This window comes from Aliidiomarina celeris, assembly GCF_003316875.1.
GTDB lineage: Bacteria > Pseudomonadota > Gammaproteobacteria > Enterobacterales > Alteromonadaceae > Aliidiomarina > Aliidiomarina celeris.
Map to the genome: position 1 here is coordinate 16,948 of NZ_QMIL01000007.1, position 21,917 is coordinate 38,864.

Annotated in this window: 23 protein-coding genes and 1 tRNA gene; 4 read left to right on the forward strand and 20 right to left on the reverse strand. The window is 48.7% G+C overall.

The features are described 5' to 3' along the window. Nucleotides 1–29 precede the first annotated feature (29 nt). From DQW12_RS11660 to dusA, 3 genes are all read right to left on the reverse strand, one after another. Nucleotides 30–1,244 carry a dipeptidase gene (locus tag DQW12_RS11660; protein WP_113908049.1) on the reverse strand — a complete coding sequence of 405 codons (1,215 nt, stop codon included), beginning with the start codon at nt 1,242–1,244 and terminating at the stop codon, nt 30–32. A gap of 129 nt (nt 1,245–1,373) precedes the next feature. Further along, nucleotides 1,374–1,655, reverse strand: a complete 282-nt coding sequence (locus tag DQW12_RS11665; protein ID WP_113908050.1) for a hypothetical protein — start codon at nt 1,653–1,655, stop codon at nt 1,374–1,376. Between the two features lie 234 nt (nt 1,656–1,889). After that, complete coding sequence (dusA, locus tag DQW12_RS11670) at nt 1,890–2,900, reverse strand: tRNA dihydrouridine(20/20a) synthase DusA (RefSeq protein WP_370444363.1); 1,011 nt, start codon at nt 2,898–2,900, stop codon at nt 1,890–1,892. A gap of 128 nt (nt 2,901–3,028) precedes the next feature. Between dusA and zur the strand changes: the two genes are divergently transcribed. Together zur and DQW12_RS11680 are read left to right on the forward strand one after the other, a co-directional pair. Further along, nucleotides 3,029–3,472: a zinc uptake transcriptional repressor Zur gene (zur, locus tag DQW12_RS11675; RefSeq protein ID WP_370444364.1), complete on the forward strand. Its 444-nt coding sequence runs from the start codon at nt 3,029–3,031 to the stop codon at nt 3,470–3,472. Between the two features lie 27 nt (nt 3,473–3,499). Next, a complete protein-coding gene (locus DQW12_RS11680; RefSeq protein WP_113908052.1) occupies nt 3,500–3,967 on the forward strand; it encodes a chemotaxis protein CheX in 468 nt (155 codons plus the stop codon). A 60-nt stretch (nt 3,968–4,027) separates the two neighbouring features. Here the strand turns inward: DQW12_RS11680 and alr are convergent, their stop codons facing one another. The 9 genes from alr to DQW12_RS11725 all read right to left on the reverse strand — a co-directional run bounded on the left by alr (nt 4,028) and on the right by DQW12_RS11725 (nt 12,781). Beyond that, nucleotides 4,028–5,113 carry an alanine racemase gene (gene alr / locus DQW12_RS11685; protein WP_113908053.1) on the reverse strand — a complete coding sequence of 362 codons (1,086 nt, stop codon included), beginning with the start codon at nt 5,111–5,113 and terminating at the stop codon, nt 4,028–4,030. After that, nucleotides 5,113–6,507 (reverse strand): replicative DNA helicase, encoded by a 1,395-nt coding sequence (dnaB, locus tag DQW12_RS11690; protein WP_113908054.1) that lies wholly within the window; start codon nt 6,505–6,507, stop codon nt 5,113–5,115. The genes alr and dnaB overlap by 1 nt, the downstream gene beginning before the upstream one ends. A 116-nt stretch (nt 6,508–6,623) precedes the next feature. Then, on the reverse strand, nt 6,624–7,076 hold the full coding sequence (gene rplI / locus DQW12_RS11695) for a 50S ribosomal protein L9 (protein WP_113908055.1): 453 nt from the start codon (nt 7,074–7,076) through the stop codon (nt 6,624–6,626). Between the two features lie 14 nt (nt 7,077–7,090). After that, nucleotides 7,091–7,318, reverse strand: a complete 228-nt coding sequence (gene rpsR, locus DQW12_RS11700) for a 30S ribosomal protein S18 (RefSeq protein ID WP_007419241.1) — start codon at nt 7,316–7,318, stop codon at nt 7,091–7,093. Nucleotides 7,319–7,330: 12 nt separating this feature from the next. Next, the gene (gene priB / locus DQW12_RS11705) at nt 7,331–7,645 is read right to left on the reverse strand and encodes a primosomal replication protein N (protein ID WP_269800934.1); all 315 of its coding nucleotides are present in this window, start codon (nt 7,643–7,645) and stop codon (nt 7,331–7,333) included. A 24-nt stretch (nt 7,646–7,669) separates the two neighbouring features. Beyond that, nucleotides 7,670–8,050, reverse strand: coding sequence for a 30S ribosomal protein S6 (rpsF, locus tag DQW12_RS11710; RefSeq protein ID WP_113908056.1), 381 nt, complete (start codon nt 8,048–8,050; stop codon nt 7,670–7,672). Nucleotides 8,051–8,355: 305 nt separating this feature from the next. Further along, nucleotides 8,356–9,099 (reverse strand): 23S rRNA (guanosine(2251)-2'-O)-methyltransferase RlmB, encoded by a 744-nt coding sequence (gene rlmB / locus DQW12_RS11715; RefSeq protein ID WP_113908057.1) that lies wholly within the window; start codon nt 9,097–9,099, stop codon nt 8,356–8,358. Then, nucleotides 9,096–11,447, reverse strand: coding sequence for a ribonuclease R (gene rnr, locus DQW12_RS11720; protein ID WP_113908058.1), 2,352 nt, complete (start codon nt 11,445–11,447; stop codon nt 9,096–9,098). Before rnr ends, rlmB begins: the two co-directional genes overlap by 4 nt. Before the next feature lie 116 nt (nt 11,448–11,563). Next, the gene (locus DQW12_RS11725; protein ID WP_113908059.1) at nt 11,564–12,781 is read right to left on the reverse strand and encodes an RNA-guided endonuclease InsQ/TnpB family protein; all 1,218 of its coding nucleotides are present in this window, start codon (nt 12,779–12,781) and stop codon (nt 11,564–11,566) included. A 35-nt stretch (nt 12,782–12,816) separates the two neighbouring features. Between DQW12_RS11725 and tnpA the strand changes: the two genes are divergently transcribed. Beyond that, nucleotides 12,817–13,215, forward strand: a complete 399-nt coding sequence (gene tnpA, locus DQW12_RS13790) for an IS200/IS605 family transposase (protein WP_113908060.1) — start codon at nt 12,817–12,819, stop codon at nt 13,213–13,215. Nucleotides 13,216–13,293: 78 nt separating this feature from the next. On the opposite strand, the gene DQW12_RS11735 is transcribed toward tnpA, so the two are convergent. The 6 genes from DQW12_RS11735 to DQW12_RS11760 all read right to left on the reverse strand — a co-directional run bounded on the left by DQW12_RS11735 (nt 13,294) and on the right by DQW12_RS11760 (nt 18,998). Beyond that, on the reverse strand, nt 13,294–14,043 hold the full coding sequence (locus tag DQW12_RS11735; protein ID WP_113908061.1) for a 3'-5' exonuclease: 750 nt from the start codon (nt 14,041–14,043) through the stop codon (nt 13,294–13,296). 3 nt (nt 14,044–14,046) lie between these two features. After that, nucleotides 14,047–15,915 carry a DUF294 nucleotidyltransferase-like domain-containing protein gene (locus DQW12_RS11740; protein ID WP_113908062.1) on the reverse strand — a complete coding sequence of 623 codons (1,869 nt, stop codon included), beginning with the start codon at nt 15,913–15,915 and terminating at the stop codon, nt 14,047–14,049. A 6-nt stretch (nt 15,916–15,921) separates the two neighbouring features. Continuing rightward, on the reverse strand, nt 15,922–17,532 hold the full coding sequence (locus DQW12_RS11745; RefSeq protein ID WP_198683961.1) for a BCCT family transporter: 1,611 nt from the start codon (nt 17,530–17,532) through the stop codon (nt 15,922–15,924). 139 nt (nt 17,533–17,671) lie between these two features. After that, a complete protein-coding gene (locus tag DQW12_RS11750; RefSeq protein ID WP_113908064.1) occupies nt 17,672–18,145 on the reverse strand; it encodes a hypothetical protein in 474 nt (157 codons plus the stop codon). Between the two features lie 22 nt (nt 18,146–18,167). Next, on the reverse strand, nt 18,168–18,890 hold the full coding sequence (locus DQW12_RS11755; protein ID WP_113908065.1) for a hypothetical protein: 723 nt from the start codon (nt 18,888–18,890) through the stop codon (nt 18,168–18,170). Between the two features lie 21 nt (nt 18,891–18,911). Then, nucleotides 18,912–18,998, reverse strand: a tRNA-Leu gene (locus DQW12_RS11760). 111 nt (nt 18,999–19,109) lie between these two features. On the opposite strand from DQW12_RS11760, the gene DQW12_RS11765 reads away from it, so the two are divergent. Further along, on the forward strand, nt 19,110–19,601 hold the full coding sequence (locus DQW12_RS11765; protein WP_113908066.1) for an RDD family protein: 492 nt from the start codon (nt 19,110–19,112) through the stop codon (nt 19,599–19,601). Nucleotides 19,602–19,619: 18 nt separating this feature from the next. On the opposite strand, the gene lptG is transcribed toward DQW12_RS11765, so the two are convergent. Both lptG and lptF read right to left on the reverse strand, forming a co-directional pair. After that, nucleotides 19,620–20,687, reverse strand: a complete 1,068-nt coding sequence (lptG, locus tag DQW12_RS11770) for an LPS export ABC transporter permease LptG (protein WP_113908067.1) — start codon at nt 20,685–20,687, stop codon at nt 19,620–19,622. Beyond that, on the reverse strand, nt 20,684–21,811 hold the full coding sequence (lptF, locus tag DQW12_RS11775; RefSeq protein WP_113908068.1) for an LPS export ABC transporter permease LptF: 1,128 nt from the start codon (nt 21,809–21,811) through the stop codon (nt 20,684–20,686). The genes lptG and lptF overlap by 4 nt, the downstream gene beginning before the upstream one ends. Nucleotides 21,812–21,917: the final 106 nt, after the last annotated feature.

Genomic DNA, 21,917 nt, shown 5'->3' on the forward strand with positions numbered 1-21,917 from the left:
TTTTTAATCTAATTTGTAGACATTATGTTCTACCACATACCATTGGACATAGCAAATGCTTCAGCAGCCTGCCAAACACGCAGCGTGTTTTTATAGAGTATTTTATCTATTTCTTCTTCACTATAGCCTCGGTCAAGCAGGCCTTGAATTAAATTAGGGAAAGTGCTCACATCTTTTAAGCCCTCGGGCAGGGTATCACCGACGCCATCGTAATCAGAGCCAATACCAACGTGATCAATACCAACCAGTTCCACGATATGGTCAATATGATCTAAAACATCGCTAAGCTGAGCAAAAGGATAAGGATTTTCCTCACGCATTTTCGCAATGGCTGCTTGTGCTGCTTCTGTCCCCTCTCCCAATCGTTCATTAATGTCTGCAGCAAGCCGCTGCAAGCGCGAACGATGTTGGTTAGCCATGCGTGTTACAAAAGTAGAGCCAAACGTAACTTGAATAACTCCCCCATTTTCAGCTAATGCTTTAATCATGTCGTCGTTCATATTGCGTTGCCAACCCGGCGTGAATTTTCGTGCCGAGGAGTGGGTAGCTATAACCGGAACCTTCACTATTTCCAAAACATCGTAAAATGCTTGATCCGAAATATGAGAAACATCAACCATCATACCTATGTTGTTCATAGCCACAACGAGCTCTTTACCAAATGGGCTTAAGCCGCCCCAAGTTCCTCGAATATCGTAAGACGAATCACTTATATGGTTATCTTCAGAGTGCGCCAACGTGATGTAACGTACCCCTCTGTCAAAGAAATGCTGCAAATTCTCGAGCTTTCCTTCAATGGGTGCACCATTTTCCATACCCATGGGTAGGCTCATAAGCCCGGCTTCAAAATGGGCTTCAAGGTCGCTGGCTTTATAAGGGATCGCGAATTTGTCTGGGGCACGATAAACCATGCTCTCAACAAAGTCGATAAGGTGATTTGCTAAGGTGTAGGCGCCGTTGTCTTCGTACGAAGCCGGTATGTAAATCGCCATAAAAGGTGCGTTCAGTCCACCTTCAACCGCACGCTCGTAATCAAAGTCGCCGCGCTGGCTTGCCTTTGTTACGTCTTCCCAATCCATTTGTAAGCGCCAAGGCACATCGATGTGGGTGTCGATTATTAAAGTATTTTTTGCAATACGCTTTGCGCGTTCGCTTGCCGAAAACGGCTCTGCGGCATACAGCTCAGAAGCCGCAGTTGCACCTAGAGCAAGCACTAAAGACAAAGCAGTGGTTGTTATTTTCATGTTTGGGTCCCGTTATTGTTCTTATTAAATACCGGCTAACTGTTAGCGCATTAAGAACACGGTAGCAAACTTTTAAGATGTCGGCGAGTGCATAACACCGCATCTGGTCGTCATTCTAACCTACTCGCATTACTGTGGAGCTGAATTCGTAAGCGCGCTTGCTTCAAGGCTACCAAAATTCGTCGACAGAGCTGGTTCAACATGCTCAGCAACGACACCAAGCGCTAAATGTTCATGCATGCTGAGTCGAAGCGATTCATTCATTTGCGTTTTATTCATTTGAATGCAGGTTTTGCTTACTGACTCTAAATCATTCTGCAATTCCATCTGTAATTCAGGAAGAGAAAATGCAGACGCAGAAGCCGACATTAAACCAAGAACCAGTGTAGTTGCGATTGTTAACGTTTTCATTTGTAAACCTCGTTTGTAAGTGAATTAGAGCATTATTGCTGTATTACACTTGAGGTATTACAAGTCCCGTGCCAATCCCGCAGAAAAACCTAAACAACTGATTTTAAAGCGCAAAAAAGAACAGATGAGTTTACTGGAGTTACCTAAAGAATCACTACTGCCGAGAAGTGGCGAAAAAGACCAACGTACTTAGTGCTTTTCGCCACCACTGTTAAAACGCGGGTAAAAAGCGCTTTAGCGAGCCGAAAGTGCCGTGCGCGCTCGGTGTTCACGAAGTAATAATTCACCGTCTAGCAACGGCGATACGTCGTTGGCGCGAGGCCCCTGTTCGCTCAACAAGCGACGCCAAAGCTTCGCTCCCGGCTGGCCTTGATACAGCCCTAGCATGTGGCGCACCACGTGCCAAAAGCGCCCACCCGTTTTCATATAGGCTTCAATATAGGGGATCATTTGCGTAACTACATGGTCGGGATCAGAAATTGGTGACTCAAAACCTAACAGTCCATCGACACCGGACAATAACCACGGAGTTTGATACGCGGCACGACCTATCATTACACCGTCTACTTTTTGCAAATGCTCTTCAGCCTCCGCTAACGACTGAACACCGCCATTAATATGAAGCTGAAAATGAGGGTAATCTTGTTTCGCCTGATAAACTCTGTCGTAATTTAGTGGCGGAATCTCTCTATTCTCTTTTGGGCTCAATCCGTTTAACCAAGCCTTGCGCGCATGTAAAATTACCGTTGGGCAATTTACCGCGGTTAACGCATCGAGAAAATCGCAAAGAAACGCGTAGCTGTCGTGATCATCAATACCGAGCCGCGTTTTTACCGTAACTGGAATACTGTGACCCACAACATCTTGCATCGCCTTGACGCAATCAGCAACCAGCTTCGGCTCCGCCATTAAGCAGGCACCAAAACTTCCGTTTTGCACGCGATCTGAGGGGCAACCTACGTTTAGGTTAATTTCATCGTACCCGCGTTCTTGAGCTTTGCGCGCACATATTGCCAAGTCGGCAGGCGAGCTGCCGCCAAGTTGTAACGCAACAGGGTGTTCTTCGGGGTTGTACTCAAGGAGATCGTATTTCCCGTAAATGATGGCGCCTGTCGTTACCATTTCGGTATAAAGTAGCGCTTGCTTACTTAACAAGCGGTGAAAGTAGCGACAGTGGCGATCGGTCCAATCCAGCATCGGAGCCACGGAAATTACCTTGGCCGACTTGTTTTTGATATTCACCACGCACTACCTCTGATACATTACACAATTACGGGGCGCACATTATACGCACAAAGTCATCGCTTTGCAGTGGTCAATCATCGCCTCAGTCTACCGATAAACAAATTGCGTGATATACTCGTACCATGATCATGTTAAAACCAGAACAGCTTATAAACAGAGCAGAAGCGGTGTGCGAACGTCGCGGTGTTAGGCTTACCCCAACGCGCAAGGAAGTGTTCAGAATCCTCACGCAACAAGAAGGGGCAATTGGTGCCTACGATCTTTTGGACTTATTAAAAAGCGAAGTGCCGAACGCAAAACCGCCAACGATCTATCGCGCTCTCGACTTTTTGCAAGAGCAAGGTTTTGTGCACAAAATAGCGTCGTCGAACAGCTATGTCTTGTGTTCGCATTTTGAGCAGCAACACCCAGCGCAAATGTTGATCTGTACCGACTGCGGCTCAGTACAAGAAATACACTCCGCGGGTGTCGACAACGCAATGCTCGAACAAGCGCAACAGCACGGTTTCGATGTGCACCATCAAACCATTGAAGCTCACGGGGTATGTGGCAGCTGTAAAGCCAAGAATTAAGTATAAACGACAGGGACTCAAGCATTTATGAATGTTGAATTTGTAAACCCATTTTTATCGTCATTGCAAAATGTGCTGTCAATGATGGCACAAGTCGAACTCACGCCCGGCAAGGCGCAATTGAAAAAAGACGACAAAGCGCGCGGTGACGTGTCTGGCTTGATTGGCATGGTGGGACCGCAAACCAAAGGATCTTTTTCTATTAGTTTCGAAGAAGGCTTAGCCATCGAAATTATGTATAAAATGCTAGGCGAAAAACCCTCGGAAATTAACGACGACGTAATTGATATGGTGGGTGAAATTACCAACATGGTTACGGGCGGAGCCAAGCGTATTCTCGGCGAAAAGGGCTTCGATTTTGAAATGGCCTCACCCATTGTGGTTTCTGGCTTTAACCACACCATTAAGCACCGCGCCGAAGGCCCGAAACTCATCATGCCTTTCACTCATGCAGCGGGCAAAGCATATCTCGAAATTTGCTTCGACAAACTCTAACCTCAGCGCTCAAGCCTCTCGTTAAACGAAGGGCTTGAGCCAGCTGACTGCCCAAGAAACTCAATACTCTAAGGTAACACGCTTGGCGACGTTACAAAGCAATTCATAGGGAATTGTACCCACCCACTTTGCCACGGTTTCAACAGGTAACTGCTCGCCCCAAAGTTGTGCTGTGTCGCCAACTTTAACACTAGACTCCGCGCCTAGATTAACGGTAATCATATCCATGGCCACTCGCCCAACCAACGGATAACAGACACCATTAATCCATACCGGTGTGCCTTCTGGGGCGTGCCGCGGATAACCGTCACCATAACCAATCGCAACAATGCCGAGCTGTGTTGGCACCGCACTACTCCACGTCGCACCATAACCAACCGTGTCACCTGCGCCAATGGCTCGGGTTGAAATCACATCGGCATTCAAGTTCATAACAGGCCGTAAATAAGTTACCGGCGAATTCTCTGGAGCCGAACGCGTTAACGGATTAATTCCATAAAGCGCCAACCCTGGCCGCACCCAGTCATACTCAGCACCCAGAGTTGCAAAAAGTGCGGCTGAATTCGCCAGCGACGTAGACACGGGCTCAATGTCGAGAACTAACTGACCGAAAACGCCAAGTTGGCTAGAATTCTTTTCATGCTCGCTATCATCGGCACAGGCCAAGTGACTCATGAGCACTGGCTGCCCATTCACATTCTGCGACGCACTCAACGCTTGGTACCATTTTTTTGCAGAGTCAGGTTCGACACCTAGCCGATGCATACCCGTGTCGACTTTCAACCACACCTTTAATGGATCGGAGATACCCCCATGTGCAAGCAGTGCTTCAATTTGCCATTCATGGTGCAACACCGGCTGAATATTTCCAGCCGCAAGTACAGGTAATTGTTCCGCGGCAAAAAAGCCTTCCAACAACACAATGGGCTGTGTAATGCCAGATTTGCGTAACTCTAATGCTTCGTCTAGCCGCGCAACCCCCAAGGCTTCGACACTCGACAAAGCTTCCGCTATACGCGCTAAACCGTGACCGTAGGCATTGGCTTTGAGCACGGCAATAATGCGCTTACCTGGCGCTTGTTGCCGAATAAGGCGCAAATTATGCGCCAGCGCATCGAGGTTAATTGCGGCCCATGCTGCCCGCATTAATAGTCTCCAATTTCGCTGTCGGCATAATTGTCGAAACGTGACAATTGACCATGGAACTTCAGCTTTACGCGGCCAATAGGGCCATTCCGCTGTTTACCAATAATGATTTCTGCTAATCCTTTGTCTTCAGAATTGTCTGGGTGATACACCTCGTCGCGGTAAATGAACATAATCACGTCTGCGTCTTGTTCTATAGAGCCCGATTCGCGTAAGTCTGAATTCACCGGCCGTTTGTCTGCCCGTTGCTCGAGCGAGCGGTTCAGCTGGGACAAGGCAACCACAGGGCAATTGAGCTCCTTTGCCAGCGCCTTCAATGAGCGCGATATTTCAGCAATCTCTAGCGTTCGGTTCTCCGTCATTCCTGGCACAGTCATAAGCTGCAAGTAGTCCACCATTATCATGCTCAAGCCACCGTGCTCTTTATGAATTCTGCGCGAGCGCGAGCGCACTTCTGTCGGCGTTAGGCCAGAGCCATCATCTACATACATTTTGCCATTTTCTTTGAGCATTCCCATGGCCGAGCCAATACGGTCCCAGTCATCGTCGTCGAGTTTCCCAGTTCTGATTTTGGTTTGGTCTACCCGGCTCAACGACGCGAGCATCCGCATCATAATTTGCTCGGCGGGCATTTCTAAACTGAATACCACTACCGGGAACTGATTATTGAGTGCCGCTGTTTCCGCTAAGTTCATTGCAAAGGTTGTTTTACCCATCGACGGACGCGCGGCAACAATAATTAAATCTGAAGGCTGCAAACCAGCAGTCATTTTGTCGAGGTTATAAAACCCGGTAGAAACCCCGGTTACACCATTATTGTTCTTTTGCTGGCTAAGCATTTCTATTTTCGCGAGGGTTTTACTTAGAATACCGTCTAGATTCTGCGGCCCCTCGTTCTTTTTCGCGCGTTTCTCTGCAATGGCAAACACTTTCGATTCAGCATCGTCTAGCAGCTCTGCGCTGGAGCGGCCTTGAGTATCGAAACCCGTTTCAGAAATTGCGTTGGCGACGGCAATCATTTCACGAATAACTGCGCGCTCACGCACAATGTCTGCGTACGCTAAAATATTTGCAGCACTTGGCGTGTTCTTTTGAATTTCAAGTAAATAGGCGAAGCCGCCAATTGACTCAAGCGAGTCCGTAAGCTCGAGTTGCTCCGACAAGGTTACCACGTCTATGGGTTTACCCTGCTCTAGCAACTTCGCCATCGCGTCAAAAATTATGCGGTGCGAACGTAAGTAAAAATCGTCTTTGATCACCCGCTCTACAACGTTGTCCCAAGACTGATTACTGAGCATTAAGCCACCGAGCACAGACTGCTCCGCGTCAATGGAATGTGGGGCGGTTTTCAAGGCGTCTACTTTATAATCTTTCTTTGCTTTTGTTTCAGCCATAACTACTGAGCTTCCCTTGCAAATGAGAGCAACGATGATACACAGCCGCAAAAAAAAAAGCAGCACCGAAGTGCTGCTTTCTTACTAAGTGCTTTTTTACAAAGACTTTTACAAACTTACTCGCCTGCTACAACTACAAGCTTGATGCTTGCGAATACGTCTGCGTGCAATTGAAGTTCGATTTCAAATTCGCCAACTTCACGAATAGTACCGTGAGGCATAAGCACTTCGCTCTTCTGTACTTCAACACCCGCCGCAGTTACTGCGTCGGCGATGTCGCGAGTACCGATAGAGCCAAACAATTTGCCTTCGTCGCCCGCTTTAGACGCAATTGTAATCGCGTCAAGTGCGTTGATTTTTTCAGCGCGATCTTCTGCAGCTTTTAAATCAGCAGCAATTTTAGCTTCAAGTTCAGCGCGACGCTGTTCAAACATTTCCACGTTCGCTTTGGTTGCAGGTACTGCTTTTCCTTTTGGGAAAAGGAAGTTACGTGCATAGCCAGACTTCACGTTTACTTGGTCGCCAAGGCTACCAAGGTTTGCAACTTTATCTAACAAAATAATGTTCATTCGTTGTCACTCCCTTACTTGTGGCCATCGGTGTATGGCAGCAAGCTCAGGTAACGGGCACGCTTAATAGCGCGCGCCAGCTGACGCTGATACTTAGCTGAAGTGCCGGTAATACGGCTAGGTACAATTTTACCAGTTTCGGTAATGTAGTTTTTCAGCGTAGCGATATCTTTGTAATCAATCTCTTTAACGCCTTCTGCCTTAAAACGGCAGAACTTACGACGACGGAAAAAACGAGCCATGATGTTCTCCTGTTAAACCTGTTCTATCTTCTGTGCGTGCAATACCAATTTACTCATGCCATTTTTGTCTTCATGACGCTGAATAAAACCAGCTATTTTTACTGCACTGCCCAGAGTTAATTGTTCTGACCATGCTAGGACCCAGTTCCCGCTTGCAACCACCTGAATGCGTACATAGCATTGTCGGCTAAGCTCAGCTTCCGTTTGCATTGACCGATGTTCTACCGATAAATGCAAGTGTGGAATGCCGGCGGGGCTTTTGGTGAGTCGCGGCGCTTTTGCAAGCATTCCGGCAATCACCAGCTGATTTATTCCTAGCTTTTCCACGTCAGCGTGATTTACTCGCAGAAATTACTCCGCTGAGTCTTCAGCTTCAGTTTCAGTTCTCGCTTCGCGACGGTCTTCTTTGCCATCTTTCGGCTTCGCAAAAGGTGAAGGCTCAGAAATGCCTTCGTCTTTGCGCATGATCAGGTTACGCAGAACCGCGTCGTTGTAGCGGAAAGTTGTTTCTAACTCGTCCACAACTTCTGCAGACGCTTCAATGTTCATCAGAACATAGTGCGCTTTGTGCAGCTTGTTGATTGGATAAGCCAGTTGGCGACGACCCCAGTCTTCTAAACGGTGAATAGTACCACCGCCTTGCTTAATGGTTTCGCTGTAACGCTCAACCATAGCTGGAACCTGCTCGCTCTGGTCCGGATGAACCATAAATACGATTTCATAATGACGCATTAATTGCTCCTTATGGATTAAAGCCTACGATCAGCTCAGCCCGGCTGTATAAAGGCAAGGAACTTGACATTTGTATGGGCTGATTCAAGCGGCGGGATTGTACGCAATTTAGCCGTGTAACTCAAGCGTTATCTCGCGTCCTTATCGTTGCCTTGCTTTATCTTGCGCCATTCTCGAATCATGTTTTTCAGTAACAGCAGCAAAAGAACGACCACAGCGAGGCCTATGAAGGCCATCACTAAATTACAAAGCCAAGGCGGTTCGCAGTTTAAGCCAATTTGCACCTCAGGCATAAGTCGAATTCTCTAGCTTTGACGCTGACGAACCACTTCAAACAAACAAACACCGGTCGCTACCGACACGTTAAGGCTGCTTACCGTACCTTGCAACGGAATACTCATCAATTCGTCGCAATGTTCACGCGTTAAACGCCGCATGCCTGTGCCTTCAGCCCCCATTACAATCGCTAAAGGGCCGGTGAGTTTGCTGTCATAAAGAGACGCAGTTGCTTCGCCCGCGGTACCCATAACCCACACACCGAGCTCTTGTAGTTCGCGCAACGCACGCGCGAGATTCGTCACCACCACAAAAGGCACGACTTCGGCAGCACCACTCGCAACCTTTCGCGCTGTTGACGTTAAGCCGGCCGACTTGTCTTTCGGAACAATCACCGCAGTAACACCGGCGGCGTCAGCAGTTCGCAAACACGCGCCGAGATTGTGAGGATCGGTTACTTGGTCTAAGACTAAAAACAGCGGTGCGCCCTTGGCATTTTCAACCAGTCGCGGCAGGTCGTTTTCACTGAGCTGTGGCGCTGGGGTAATCACCACTAATACCCCTTGGTGATTGCCGTCATCACAGCGTTGGTCCAAGTTTTTCTTGTGGCAAAACTGCGGGCGAACACCCGCTTGCTTCGCCAACTTAAGAATTTCACCATGCCCTAAATCTTCTTTACCTTTTTGAACAAACAGTTCAAGCACACGCTCAGGGGCGTGGGTTAACAACGCTTGCACCGAATGAATGCCATATACTTCTTCTTTCTTACTCATCGTTTTTTCGCTTTCCCACGCTTCGCTTTTGGCTTCTTCGCCGTACCGCTCGCTTTACCGCCTGCCCGAGCAGGTTTGCCGCGTTCGACGCCTTTATTTCGTTTACCGCGAGCCGAGTTGTGCGCTGCGGGTTTCTTTTTGTTGCGCGAAGGTATCACTACCCGCGCGGTAAGTTCAGTGTCGGCAGACTCTACAGACAACAACTTAAAGTCAATTTTGCGCTCATCCAGATTAACCGCTGCAACTTTTACCTGAACCTTGTCACCAATGCGATAAACTTGGCGCGAACTCTCGCCAATTAATAAATGGCGCTCTGCGTCAAAGTGATAATATTCGCTTGGTAGATTGGTAATATGCACCAGCCCGTCGATCATCAAATCATTCAAGCGAATAAATAAGCCGAAGTTGGTTACCGACGCAACAACACCAGCAAAGTCTTCGCCAACGTGATCTTGCATAAACTCACATTTTAACCATTCGTCGACTTGTCGAGTTGCCTCGTCTGCCCTACGCTCTGTATGCGAGGTATGCGGGCCTAATGCCGCTAACTGTGCTTCATCATAGAAACGCGCGCCTTCAAGCCCAGCTTGGTTCTTTATTTTTCGTAAAATCGACTTAATTACCCGGTGTAAAATAAGGTCCGGATAACGCCGAATCGGCGACGTAAAGTGAGCGTAAGCTTCAAGAGCCAAGCCAAAGTGACCAATGTTGTCTGCGCTGTACACAGCTTGTTGTAAGGAGCGCAGTAACATCATTTGAATAAGTTCTTTGTCGGGCCGATCGGCCACTTTTGCCAGTACATCGCCAAACTCTGCGGGGCTCGGATTTTCACTCGCTTGCATAACAATACCAAGCTCGCCAAGCAGCAACCTAAAGCTTTCTAAGCGCTCGTCGTCGGGTTTGTCGTGCACTCTAAAGAGGGTGAGACCGTCATGTTTTTCGACAAACTTCGCCGCCGCAACGTTTGCCATAATCATGCATTCTTCAATCAGCATGTGTGCTTGGTTGCGATACACCGGCTCAATACGCTCAATTTTCCGTTGCGCATTAAAAATAAACCGTGTTTCTACGGTATCAAAGTCAATCGCGCCCCGTATTTCGCGGGTTTTACGTAATACTTTGTACAAACGCGGCAAGTTCTCGAGGTGCCCCACTACTGCGTCATACTCTTTGCGTAGTGCTGCGTCGCCCTCCAAAATTGCTGCCACTTTAGTGTAAGTGAGCCGCGCATGTGAACGCATTACCGCGGGGTAAAAGTCATACTCGAGCAACTTACCGCGCTCACTCACGACCATTTCTGCAACCATACACAAACGGTCAACATGGGGATTTAAAGAACACAAACCATTCGACAGCTTTTCGGGTAGCATAGGAATAACATGGTTCGGGAAATAAACCGAATTACCCCGTTCAGTAGCCTCTTTATCGAGCGCCGTCCCCACACGCACATAATGGCTTACGTCTGCAATCGCAACCCACAACCGGAAGCCACGTTTGTCGGGGGCACAATGCACCGCGTCGTCGAAATCGCGCGCATCTTCACCGTCAATCGTAAGCAGTGGCAGTTGGCGTAAATCAACGCGATCTTTTTTATCCGCGTCGCTCACTTCATCGGCAATCTCCGCAATTTCGCTGAGCACTTGCGCAGACCACTCATTCGGAATGCCATGCTCGCGAATAGCAACTTCAATTTCCATACCCGGTGCCATGTGCTCACCGAGAACTTCAATAACCTTTCCTACAGGGTTACTGCGCCGCGTGGGTCGATGCAAAATTTCGGCAACAACAATTTGCCCATGCCGCGCACCGTTGTTCATTTCTGGCGGAATAATGATGTCTTGGCTTAAACGTGAGTCGTCGGGCACCACCAAAGCTACACCTTGGTCTAAAAAGTAGCGACCGACTGCTTCTAACCGCCCTTGTTCAACAACGCGCACAATGCGCGCTTCTTGACGCCCCTTGGCGTCGACATGACCAGCCTTTACCAGCACCGTATCGCCGTGCATGGTTAATTGCATTTGGTGATGCGGCAAAAACAGGTCTTTGCCGCCGGTTTCTAATTGCACGAAGCCAAAACCGTCGCGGTGACCAATAACCTTACCGCGTTTTAAGTCCATTCGTTCCGGCAAGCCATAAGAGTCCGCTCGTGTGTAAACGAGTTGCCCATCGCGTTCCATTGCTCTTAACCTGCGCTTTACGCCAATGTGTTGGCGTTCGTCGGTAAGTTCAAAACGTTCGAGAATATCGGCAAACGACACTGGTTTGGCGTCCGCACGAATGGCGTCTAGGAGAGCTTCTCGGGAGGGTACTTCTACATCATATTGCGGGGTTTCACGTGCTTCGCTCATGATAAGGCCTTTTTGACTGTGCCAAGTCTTGCTTTTTTTTGATTCATAGTTTCAGTATATCAGCCCTTTAGAAAGCGAGCGAATTAAACATTGCTCTTCCTTATGAAGTACCACCACTAAGCTGCGCTTAGAAGTGGTTTCGAGGTGTAAACCTCTGGGACACATTCCTGCCCCAAACCTAAAGCCCACAAAAGACTGTTAATGCCGGATACAACATCCGCATTCTCTCGATAGCCGCAAGAAACGCACGTAAAATCAGCTTGTGACTTCCGGTTATCCTTTGTCGTATGCAGGCACTTCGGGCAGCGCTGCGACGGCTTGAGTTTTTTCGTCGGTATCTCAACAAACTCGTTACCAGCCTCTTCCGCTTTGTAACGAATCATCGATATGAGAGACGCTGGTGCGGTGTCCAGTATCTCTCGATTAAGTCCGGACTTCTGTTTGACGTTCTTACCCGGCGTCTCGGCGCTTCCACGACTTGAACGGCTCATATTTTTGATCTGGAGTGATTCCATCGCGACCAATGCGTAACGGCAGGCAATTTTATTTGATAACTTGTGTTGGGCATCCTTTCTTTGGCTCGCCTGCTTTCGTTTAAATGTTGATAATTGCTTGCAGGCTTTTTTCCACCCGTTAGAGCCCCGCTTTTTGGTCGAAACTGACCGTTGCAAGCGATCTTGCTTCTCTTTACCGTTTCGGTAATAGCGAGGGTTTGGGATATGCTCAATCCGTCCGTCGTCCTCTACGATTGTTAGCAAATGCGCCACGCCCCAATCTATTGCGCATGCTTTGCTGGCACTGGTGTTGCGGATTGCGTCGCCGTCTACAGTGAGAGACAACCACCACTGACCATGCTTGTACTGGATTTGGGATGTTTTAATTTTTCCGGTGATCCTGCATTGGCCGCGAGCTTTGATATGCCCGACACCTGGCACAAATAAGCGGCCATGCCCTCCCGATTCGTTATGTATGAATTTCGGCTCCAGCAACTCAAAACTGGAAAACCGATTAATGGATTTGAAACGGGGAAGGCCGGGCGACTCTCCTTTTTTTACGCGGCGGAAAAATGCTTTGAATGCTTTATCCAGACGCCGGAGTGTCATTCGCTTCGAGGTGCAGGGTAGTGCCTTGTACTCCGTTAGCTCAGCCCTGATGGTGGTCAGACTGGCTTGCTGCTCGTTGTAGGAGATAGTTTTGCCACACTTTCGATAGGCCTCAATACGCTCTTGAAGTGCGGCATTGTATAGCTGTTGATGCAGACGCAACTGCCCTAGCAGTGCGTCTGACTGCTTTGACTTTGGGTAAAGTTTATAGGTGTACTTGCGAATCGCCATAACTAAAAATATAATTGGTTCTTATGAAGAAATCAATGCTTAAATCGCAGCACAACTGCGTTTACAATATAAAATATCACTTGGTTCTTGTAACTAAGTACCGACACAATGTGATCACTGCCAACATGCTTTGCCGACTGAAGGAAATGGTCGCTGAACGTATTTTGGCGTGGGAAGGAGAGCTTATTGAGATTAATGGTGAGCCCGACCATTTGCATATACTGTTCGAGTTGCCGCCAAAGTATGCGGTATCTGATTTCGTTAATGCACTGAAGACCGGGACCAGCCGAAAAATACGGAAAGAATTCGCTGACCAATTAAAGCCGTTTTATTGGAAGCCTGTCTTTTGGTCTCGGTCGTATTGTGTTGTCACTTGTGGTGGCGCTCCGCTGAGCATTGTGAAGCAGTACATTGAAAATCAGAGCGGGGCTTGACTCCCACCAATCAATGATTGGAAGGAGAATGCGCCCCTTTACTTGGTTCAAGATAACTAACATAAATGTCAGTACGTATTACAGCAGTAGCTTGCCTATGGGTAACCTGCTGCTGTAATGATGCGCAATTTGCGCCTGTAGCAGCTCTGCACAAGCAAGCGCGTCGGTGGCCGCATGGTGCGGCCTATAATCAGGCAAATGGTAACGGCGCCGGCTGTCTGCCAAACGAATAGAAACTTCCGGCCTAGACCCTTTCAAACGTTTTAACCAGCTCAATTTCTTTCGGTGAAATTGCGCTTCAATTGCCATGGTGTCGAACAATGGAAAATGAAACCCCTCACCTAACCGATCAAGCAAGGTTTCATGTAAAAAAGGGCGTTCTATTGCCCGGTAGTGCACAACAGCAACACGGCCTGCCAGCAGCGCCAATAACTCAGGTAGTATGTCGGTAATATCTTGTGCGGCCTCCACTTCACTGTGGGTAAGTCGATGTATTTTAATTGACGCTTCCGTAAGCTGATAACGCGGTTTTAGCAGCCACTGGCGCGCTTGGCTAACCTTAATGCGCGCAAGCGTAAACGGCACTACTGCTATGCTCACAATGCCATCTACTTTTGCGTTTAAGCCAGTAGTTTCCATGTCCATAGCCAACAGCTCCACTTCGCCTATTGGCGTATTGGGCTTGGGTACTTTGGATTGATAATAGCGTTTTAGCAGCGGATGCTGCGCCTGTTTGTGTTGCCTAGCGAAAAAGTCGGGCCAATTCTGAACTACTAAATCGGGTTCAGCCTTGGCAAGCGCGAGGTTTTCCTTCGGCAAATAGAACATCGGCTACTGAATACTCGCGTATTTAAATTTCAAATATTTCTGGGCATTACTCAGCACTTGAAACGCACGCTTGAGGTTTCGCCGTTCGAAATCCGACAGTTGCTCGGGCGCTACGTTATTGTCGGGCTCCTCGCCCTGCTCTATGGCCAGAGCTTGGTGGCGAATGCGGGTGAGTGCAATTAACTCATAGGCGTCGCGCAGATCTTCAGCCTTGCCTTTCGGCAACACGGCATTTTTCTGAAGGTATTTTAGGCGCTGAAAAGAATTACTCTGCATACAACCGGACGCTAAGGCATGAACCCGAATTAAATCGGCCGCCGGAGCCGTTCCACGCCGTTTAATATTCAGGGTTTTATTTTGCCGGCCGTCTGTTTCCATAATAAAGTCTTGAAAGAAACCCAGCGGCGGCGTTCGCAATAAAGCGTTACGCACCATTGATGCCAAAAAACGAATGTGCGTTTTTGCTAGGCCGCTAATTTCTCTCTTCAGTGCACTCACCCAGTGCTGCTCGCCCCAAACACCCTCAACATCAAAAAATATAGAGCTGTGCAGTAACCCTTCTGCACTAGGCTCCTTTATCCACTGTTGGAAGTAGCGATGCCAAACCTGCCGAGGCTGACGCCATTTGTTATTGGTTGCCATAATGCCACCTTTACAATAGGGGTAGCCGCAGGCGTCTAAACCGTCACAGACAAATTGCGCCAGCGCTAAAAAATACGCGCCATGCTCTGCCTCATTATATCGGTCGTCTAAAATCATCGCGTTGTCCTGATCGGTAACAATCAGCTGCTCTTCTCTTGCCATGGAGCCAAGCGCAATAAAACAATAAGGAATAGGCGGTGGACCCAACTGCTCTTCAGCTAGCTCGAGCAGGCGCTGCTTAAAACTCCTCCCTATCAACGCCATTGCCGAACCAATCATGTGTGAATTAGCGTCTTGCTGCACCATACGCACAAAGCTCGCACGCACGTCGGCTTTCAGCTTTGCAAGCTCTGCCACGCTGTTTTGACGGAAAATACTCGACACCACATACAGGCTACTTTTAGCCTCATGCTGTACCAAATCGGAAATGGCAATTACCCCCACCGGCACACCATTATTAACCACCGGTAAGTGATGAACATTGTGGCGCAACATCAGCAACATGGCGTCGAACACATAGTCGTCATGCGCAACGGTAAATAGATCCGTAGTCATAATGTCGCTTGCGGGTGTGCTGTAGGGCAAACGCTGTGCCACCAGTCGGTTTCGAATATCCCGGTCGGTTAAAATACCCAGCAACGCTTGAGGGTTCTGCTCAGAGTCAACCACCAAAACCGAAGACACACTATGCTCGCTCATACGCTGTGCAACTTGGCTAACCGGTAACCTTTCGCTCACCATCACTAGCTTACGTTGCAGCAAACTCGCTACGGGCGACGTCATTAATTCATGATCACTGCCACTGCTCGCGCTAACCACGCGCGTTTGTCGGCGCTCTACTTCACTTATTTCCATGTAATCAGCGAAGTGCTCATACGTTTCGAACAGTCGGTCAAACACATCTGCAGGGAGCAAATAAAGCAAGGTGTCCGACTTTGAAACTGCAGGGAAATGCGCTTTTCGCCCACGTAACAAACCTTGCTCTGCAAAAAAGTTGCCTTCGCTAAGCCGGTTGTACAGTTCACCCGTGCGGCGGAACGTTTCCACCACACCAGAGCGCACAATGTACAAGTCGGACAACGGCTGCTCCGCCATTAAAATAGAGCTTTCGGCCTTAAAGTAGGCAATGTCCACCTGCCTTGCTAGCTGTTCAATTTCCTCGCCAGGCAGTGCATCGAAAGGCGCCACCCGCTTAAGAAACTCAGCAATTTCAATCTGCTCAATATCCACAGAGTTTTACTTCCCTCGCGGCTCCGTCATAAGGCCTTTAACCACCGCAACACAGGCTGCCAATAGCACTAGTGTAAATGGGAACCCAGTAGACACCGCCATTGCTTGCAGCGCAACCAAACCGCCCCCCATAATCAGCGCGATTGCAACCAATCCTTCGAAGGTGCACCAAAACACTCGTTGTGGGGTTGGCGCATTCACTTTACCGCCAGCAGAAATCGTGTCGATTACTAACGAGCCCGAATCCGACGAGGTAATAAAGAACACCACAACCAAAATAATGGCAATAAACGACGTTACCTGTACCCACGGCATAATTGCCAACATTTCAAACAGTTGCAACGGTAACTCCGCATTCGCGGCTGCTTCATATCCTTGGTCGATAACCTGACGAATGGCCGTGCCGCCAAATACACTCATCCACAACACACAAGCGAGTGAAGGAATAAGCAACACTGAGATTAAGAATTCACGCACCGTACGACCGCGCGATACTCGCGCAATGAACATACCGACAAACGGCGACCATGAAATCCACCACGCCCAGTAGAACGCTGTCCAACCTTCAACAAAATTGGCGTCTTCGCGCCCAACTGGATTCGAAAGTGCTGGCAGATATTCAAGGTAAGCCGCTAGGTTTTTCACAAAACCGGTCAGTATTGCTAACGTAGGGCCAACAATGATCACAAACAACATGAGCAACGCGGCTAAGGTCATATTAATTTCTGACAAGCGTTTTACACCCGCGTCGAGCCCCGCCACCACCGACACCAGCGCTATCGCCGTAATCACCAAAACGAGGAATATTTCCATGCCCACACCCGTCGGCAAGCCGAACAGATGATTCAGCCCAGCACTGGCCTGCGAAGCACCAAAACCGAGCGAGGTGGCTAAACCGAACAAGGTAGCAAATACGGCGAGAATATCGATAATATGCCCCGGCCAACCCCAAACCCGCTCACCCAGAATGGGATAGAAAATAGAGCGAACCGTTAACGGCAACCCTTTATTAAAGGCAAACAACGCTAAACCTAGCGCAAGCACCGCATAAATGGCCCACGGGTGCAGCGCCCAATGGTAAATCGTCGCCGCCATACCAAGTCGTTCTGCAGCGGCAGAATCTCCCGCCGCTCCAGCAAGTGGTGCCCAATCCACACGGGCACCGTCTTCCATACTTACACCACCAAAAGCGCTGGTAAAGTGAGACAAAGGCTCCGACACACCAAAGAACATTAAGCCAATGCCCATACCGGCGGCGAACAGCATCGAAAACCAACCTAAATAACCGAAGTCGGGTTTTGCCTCGGTGCCTCCAAGCCGAACTCTTCCTAACGGCGATACAATGAGTACCAAGCACAGCACTACAAACACATTCGCTGCGCTAATGAAGAACCAATCTAAGTTACCGGTAAGCCAGTCGCGTAGGCTCGAGAAAGACGACTCGACACTGCTATGAAATAGTAATGTGAGCGCCACGAAGATAATTATCGACAAACCTGAAATTAAAAATACGCGGTTGTGAATATCTAAACCAAAGGGGCCAACTTTCAGCACAATATTGTCTTGCCCAACTTGGTAATCCGTATCAATCGGATTCACTTCGCCGTCGGGGATCATAGGATCGTCGGAAGGTTCATGCGATTGCGTCATGCTGTAGTTCCTTATCCAAAGTTATTGTTTTGTAATTTCGATTGTTGTTCAACAGCATGGCTGAATAACGATCACATTTCAAATCAACCGCCTTGGAAAGGCCAGACTACACATAATCGCGCTGATAAATACGAACAGCTCCAATGGTTGCGAAATAGAAGAACAACAAACTAGCTACACGGAAAAACCAGCGCTGGTTACGGTACATTCTTGTTGTTGCTTCATAATCAACCAAAACGCGTGTACGCGTTTGCATCGCCCAAATTTGATTCCCTTGAACAAACAAACGCACCTCTTCGCCAGCATTTATTGCGCGCTCAAAATCGTAGCGTCCTATGACCGTGTAGCCTTCATCATTGCGCAGATATACGCGAGTACGCCCATACCAACCCGTTCGCCCGCGCACCACTCGGCTGTTGTCAAATACACCTGTAACCACTTCTAGCTCGTCCAACGCTTGGTGTTTGGGCGGCAGCAAAAACACTGCCAAACCAATCGCCAGTAAAACAGCCACGCTGAGCACCAGCCGCGTAAGGCTTACTTTCTTTTCGGCAGGTTTAATTTTAAACAGCTTCAACATTGAAGGTCCTTTTTATTCTGTACTACAAGCCAATAAGCAAGAGCGCATAGCTAAAAGCGCCCAATGCAAAAGAAGGAAAATGACTTTCGTTTTGATTCGGCAACTCTTCTTTTAAAACCACCAGAATCATAGCACCCGCGAGTAACGCCAATACTGCTGCCAGCATCGCTTCACTTAGAACATTAAAAGCCGAGCTCGCCCAGCCAAAGCATAGGCCGACCGCTAAAAGTACCCGCGCCATTTTCGCTTCACGCCCGTTATGGCCGCGGAGCAACGCAGAGTCTATTACAATTAAATGCAGCGCAATGGCCACCACATAGAGCGCTAAACCGCGCAAGCCATTGTACACAAGTTGGTACTGAAGCAAATAGCCAATCGGAATGTTGTAACACGCAAACAGGCCTACACGGGCCCAAAAAATTGCAATTAGCTTTTCCGGGTTGAACTCACGCGCAGCTTTCGACAGCACTTTTTCAATACCATAAAAAGCCACTAAGCCCACCAGCGCGATCAAAAATGCTTGGTACTTTGCGACCTCTGCGGAGCCACCATTTGCAGTTAACACGGCGTCGCTCTGTGCCAGCTTTGGTAAAAGCTGTAAAAATACATAACTTACCGACACGCCAGCTGCCAACGACACCCAAACACGATAAGGAAACAGAGGCACACTGCGAAAACGCGCCGCGTTTAAATGAATAATGCTCAGCAATAGAGCCGCGCAAAACGTAATGAGAGAAAATTGCACAATTGAAACACAACTGAAGATTGGTGCCTGGGGCCGGACTCGAACCGGCACGTGTTTTACCACGGTGGATTTTGAATCCACTGCGTCTACCAATTTCGCCACCCAGGCATTAAGGTGTGCTGAAGACGAAGCGAATTATACGGAAGCGCTGGTCTTTATCAAGCAAACACGTCAAAATTTATCATCATTTTTTGCAAAATAAGTTTAAGAGACGATTTTATGACCAAAACTCCCTTTCCTCGTGCCGGTTTCTTTGTTCGTATTGGCGCTATTGTGTACGACATTCTCGTAATTCTTGCGGTGGCTATGTTTGCCGTTGGCTTGGCACTGGCGGTTAGTGTTGCGCTTCATAATCTGGGAGTTTGGGTTTTAGCCGCCGAGCAAGATCATGGTGGGCGACTCAGCACCAACTGGCTTTACCGGCTTTATTTGCTCACAGTAATAGTGGGTTTCTACGTAATGTTCTGGACGCGTGGCGGGCAAACCTTAGGTATGAAAGCGTGGCGACTGCGAGTACAAAATACCAACGGCCAGACTATATCAAAACGCCAAGCGGTTATTCGGTTCTTTGCCTCGTTACTGGGCTTAGGGAATCTGTGGGTGCTGTTTAGTAAGCAAAAATTAGCGCTGCAAGATAAAGCGGCTCACTGTGAGGTGGTAAGGCTTACGCCAGAAGCGAACCAATTTAAAAATTGGCGTAAACCTTCTTAATTTAGAGAGTGGCCTGCTTTACGTGCGCTTTCGAACCAGCACGTAAAGCGCGCCAGCACCAAACAGTAGCCCTGGTAACAGCGCACCGAGCACAGGATGCACACTGTAAACTTGCGACACGGGCCCAAACACTTCGTTAGACACATGAAAGGCAAAACCGGTAATAACACCCAATAACACCCGCGCACCCATGGTTACCGAACGCAGTGGACCAAAGATAAACGACAGCGCAACCAACAACATAATGGCGACAGTAAAAGGTACCAGTACCTTACGCCAAAATGCGAGCTGATAACGCTGAGCGCTTTGATTATTGCCTTCGAGGTAAGTGATATAGTCAGTTAAGCCGGTAATCGACAGCGACTCAGGCCGTACAATCACCACCCCTAACTTTTCTGGTGTTAATCCCGACTCCCACACCATACTGGCACGCTCTTGATTGCGAATTTGGTCACCTAGCATTTGTGTATGCACTACATTGTTTAACGTCCATTCGCCCGCGTTGTAGAGTGCGCTCTGGCTGTGCATTACTTCTTTTAACTGGCGTTCCTCAAAGCGATAAATCGACAACGCGTTGAGTTTTCCGGTGTCTTCTATTTCGCCTATATGGATATAATCTTGCCCGTCTTTAGCCCAAATACCGTTCGGCGAACTGAGCAAGGAGCCGCCCGACACCGCTTGCGCTCTTAATTGCCGCGCTTGCGACTCGAGCTGCGGTGCAACCCACTCCCCGAGCGCCAACACCAACAACATCATCACCACACTGGCTTTCATCACAGAGCCAATCAAATTAAGTTTTGACCGGCCCGCCGCCATCATCACCACCAGTTCGCTGGAACTGGCTAACATACCCATGCCAATGAGCCCCCCCAGCAGCGTTGCCATGGGGAAAAACATTTCCAAGTCGCGCGGAATGCTAAGCAGCACAAAAGCCAACACGTCCATCATGTCGTAGGTTCCACGACCAATCGCACGCAACTGTTCAACAAACCGAATCAGGCCCGACAAACCCGCCAGTACAGCAAGGCTCATAAGGGTGGTTGAAATCACCGTTTTGCCAATATAGCGGTCGAGAATACTGATCATTTGCCACGTCCCTTCACTCGGCCCCAGAGTTTTTGCCCAAGTGGACGGTCACGCAGCAACAACGACATACCGATTAAAAACAAGCCGAGGTGGATCCACCAGAGGCCAAGCGCTTCGGGTAATCGTTCAGCAGCAAGTGCACGTTTCGAGGCCATGAGAATCATGAAATAACCTAAGTAAATCAAAATTGCTGGTGCCATGCGGCCAAATTTCCCCTGCCGCGGATTCACTCGGCTTAGCGGCACCGCAATAAGAGTAAGTAACGGCATGGCTAACGGAATAGCTATACGCCATTGCAGCTCAGCCTTGGCTTCTGGGTCGTCACTTGCCCACAACTCTGCCGTGGGAATGGCTTCATGGCGGCGCAACGACGCCTCTGGCTGCTGCTCGCGAATTTGCATTTGGTAGCGGTCAAAGGTCATTACATGGTGGTCGAAGTGCTGCAAACTTTGCGAATAGCGGCGCCCTTCACTCAGAATAAGCAGCTGAGCACCGGTGGCTGAGCTCACAATTTCACCACGGTTGGCCATAACCACACTTGCGCGCACGTCGTCACCGGTGAAGCTTCCTGATTCACCGTATTTTGAAGGGAGTTGGGCGACAAACACATTACGCAATTGTTGGTTGTCGTCTTGCTCTTCAATAAAAATAACCGCGCGTTGGTTCGCTGCCTGTTGAAACCGACCAGTTTGAATTACGCTTACGCCAGCTTCGGCACGCGCGCGCTCGGCAATACTGTGCTCTTGCGCTAATGCTGCAGGCCCCCACCAGAGCGTGAGTGCAGCAGTAAAAACAGCAACAGCGAACGCCAGCACAAGCATAATGCGGGTGATGTACCACTCGCTGATACCGCAAGCGTGTAACACTGACATTTCATGATCGCTGTACATACGGCCGTGCGCCAACAATATGCCAAGAAATAAACTAATGGGAATAAGCAACGCCGACAGGCCCGGCAGCTGTAATCCGAGCACCAGCATAATCAGTTGCGCAGGCAGCTCGCCGTCGGAAGCCTGCGCAAGAATTTGAACAAATTGTTGGCTTACAAAAATGGTGATCAAAACAAAGAAAACCGCAAGCTGGGCTTTGAATGTTTCGCGGATCACGTAACGAAATATGAGCACTCTAGTGCAACCCTTAAGTTAGGTTTTTACTGGAAATCAGCGAATTTTTAAGTAAACTCTGTATTTTTACAAGTTTAATCGTTTCGAAAGCATATTTTAGTTCACT